At 35.7% G+C, this 2,864-nt stretch carries 3 protein-coding genes; 1 reads left to right on the forward strand and 2 read right to left on the reverse strand.

Annotated elements, in window-relative coordinates; genetic code table 11:
- Together BFA01S_RS21250 and BFA01S_RS21255 are read right to left on the reverse strand one after the other, a co-directional pair.
- On the reverse strand, positions 1 to 1,797 hold a 1,797-nt coding region (locus BFA01S_RS21250; protein WP_066235600.1), incomplete at its 3' end, for a beta/alpha barrel domain-containing protein.
- Positions 1,798 to 1,956: 159 nt separating this feature from the next.
- A complete protein-coding gene (locus BFA01S_RS21255) occupies positions 1,957 to 2,361 on the reverse strand; it encodes a YfmQ family protein (protein ID WP_066235596.1) in 405 nt (134 codons plus the stop codon).
- Between the two features lie 311 nt (positions 2,362 to 2,672).
- Between BFA01S_RS21255 and BFA01S_RS21260 the strand changes: the two genes are divergently transcribed.
- Positions 2,673 to 2,864, forward strand: coding sequence for a hypothetical protein (locus BFA01S_RS21260; RefSeq protein WP_066235598.1), 192 nt, complete (start codon positions 2,673 to 2,675; stop codon positions 2,862 to 2,864).

Raw genomic sequence — 2,864 nt, forward strand, 5'->3', positions numbered from 1 at the left:
TGAATTTCTTTTTAATAAAAACGGTGCGGTACAAATGACTCCTGTTATATATAAAATTACTGCAATATAAGCAGGTAATAAGTGAAAAAAATCAGTGTAGTTAATAATAAAATGAGTGATAATACCGGCTGAAAATGCCGGAATGGCACCGATTGTGAAGGTCCACCAGACCCAGCTTTCCCCTTCGCGAATTCCCCATAAGGCAAGCATCAATACGAGTAAGCCTACACTTAACAGGGCACTTCCAAACCCGGCCCGATCATGTGCAATAACAGGAATTAATCGTTCATTGAACTCATTAAGTGCCTCTGGAGTAAGGCATAAATAAGAAAGATCAGTTGGTACGAAGACGCTTGATATCCCGACGGTTGAGATGACAATTCCACCAACAGCTAAAGCAAATCCAAGTATGACAAAGGACAGCTGTCCAATTAAGCTCAGCTTCCAGAACCGGGTATTGGAAAGATTCGTACTTGATGGTGCTGATTTGGCATTTCTTGATTTCCTATATCCAAAAATAAATAATGGCAATAAAATAATCCAAAATGCTCCATGAAGCCAATCAAAATACCCATAACCGATAAATAAGAGAATTCCAAGGAAGCCGATAATACCCGCTATATTGAATGCTCTTTTTGCCCAATGAAAGCCATTCCTAATTCCATATCTCGCAAGCTGCATGTAGATAATTCCGCCTGATATCATCGTTCCTGAAAGAGTCATCCTGTCGTGTGCCATAAAGTATAAAATGGCAGGATTGAAATTCAGGATATCGTTTCTAACTATTCCTAAAAAGGATTCATCATATGGAAGAATAATAGTTGTCATACTAAACAGCAGTGCCATAAATCCGGCAACTGTAATTGCCAAACCGAACAGCCAATATAAAATCCATCCTTTCACAACTGCTGATTCTTTTGGGAACCTGTTGTTATATGCCTCATTGATCCGCTTTGGCAGGCCAGGTCCAGCAAATACATAATCAAATCCGAGCATGACAAGAGAAGCTCCATTTTCTAATAATGTAACCGCATCTGCCGGCTCTCTAACTTTACCTGAAGCGATAATAGGCAGATCATAACTGACTGATTTCCTTATTGCAGCAAGTGCATCTTCCATTATATGAGAGGAATGACAATCTTCAAGCAGTATTCCGCTTGGATTATATTTACTAATAGATGAAATATCAGTTGTATTTTCTGCTGAAAGAGCAATTATAACTGGTTTCTTTAATTTTTCCCGAAAGTTATTCCATTGATTAACCGAATCAAAAATATTACTGTTCATAATAAATCCATCACTAAAAGGGAGGAGCTCTTCACATATATGCGTTACTTCCTGAAAATTCCCCTCCAACCTTATAAAAAATGGTACTTTCTTTCTTTTCAGAGATTGGAGCTGTTTTTTAACTGCAGACAGTTTTATCGATGAGCCTGTAAATCCCTTTATCTTCTCATGCTTGTGATCAATATATAGTTCTTCCTTTATTGCTGAATCGTGGATAGAAACCGGACCAATCTCAATGAAGCTAAAACCAAGATTTTGAAAAGCTTTCAGTCCAGATAATGTAGGATCAATTTTGCCGCTTAGTCCAACAGGAGAAGTAAATGGAACACCGAATAATTGTTTCTCCAATTTTTTGGAAGGTGTCATATGACCGAGAAATTCTATCAACGCTTCACCTATTGATGTAGAAGCTAGTATGCTCATCCCTCGGTGAATAAATTCTCGGCTAAAGGAAGGTGGTAGTTTATGAAGAATAGGTTTGAATATAGTATGATACGACCAATCTGGCAAGGTTGATCTTCCCTTCCTTTTTTAATAAATATTATCATATTTATACTGAAAGATGTTATCTGTCATTCTCTGAAGGGAGGGATGCTGTAAAAAGAGATGAAAACTTATTAGACAAGAAAAGACCGTCTTTTCGACGATCTTTCTAAGTTGATTTTCTCGTTACTGGCCGAGAAGTTTCTGAAGGCTATTAGAACGTAAACGATATGCGATTACTTTCTTCTTATATTTTTTAACGACATCAATGTGATCGTTGTAACTATATAAAAATAGTTTAACGCTGTTTTTACCGTTCTTAGTATTTATAACTAATGGAGTGCCGGTGTCCTCGGGAGCTCCATAATATTTCTCTAAAAATATCGCTTCGTTAAAATAATGAATAACTTGATCTTTCTCCTCACCTTCCAAGCTTCTTCCATTGATTGTTACAGTGGCATCTGTATTGCTAAGTGTTGGATGTAATTCGAATTTGCTAATAATCCATTCCACAGCAGAGGTTGGAAGACATGTTACGAGTATTTTAGCAAAAGCAATAAAAATCAATAAAAGGACAAAAGCCCATGTCATGTTTAATCATCTCCGTTACTTTTTAAGTCAGCATTTTAATCGAGTCATAATTACATAGAGACCCAATTTAAGCATATTTTTTATAATAAAGAGTTTCTCTGGGAAAATAACCATCCAATTTTACAATGTTTTAACCAACCACTTGTTCAATAAAAGCCTATAAATTATAGAGTTCGCTTTGTTTTTGTAAATTGGATGGTATAAATCGTATAGGATTGGATGGTCTTATCTGAGCGATACTAAGTTATTATTTAGAGAGAACTTCCTATATATTTTAACTTTAATGAAAAGGTATGGAAAGGAGATAGATTATGACTATTTCGGTTATCATTATTATAATACTGGCGATAGTGGCGTTAGTTGGTACGATTTTTGCAGCAAATGATAAAGATACAAATTATAATAAAAAAACAAAAGGAAATGTAACGAGACTTACTTTGATTTATGCTGTTGTATTCGTTATCTCCCTTATTGCAGTAGGGGTATATATCGTAGCAGGATAA

It is taken from the genome of Metabacillus fastidiosus NBRC 101226 (assembly GCF_001591625.1).
Taxonomy (GTDB): Bacteria; Bacillota; Bacilli; order Bacillales; family Bacillaceae; genus Metabacillus; species Metabacillus fastidiosus.

What these genes read in the sequence shown, in the direction of transcription:
- BFA01S_RS21255 (WP_066235596.1), bottom strand. Translation starts at nt 2,361, where the DNA reads ATGACATGGGCTTTTGTCCTTTTATTGATTTTTATTGCTTTTGCTAAA.
- BFA01S_RS21260 (WP_066235598.1), top strand. Translation starts at nt 2,673, where the DNA reads ATGACTATTTCGGTTATCATTATTATAATACTGGCGATAGTGGCGTTA.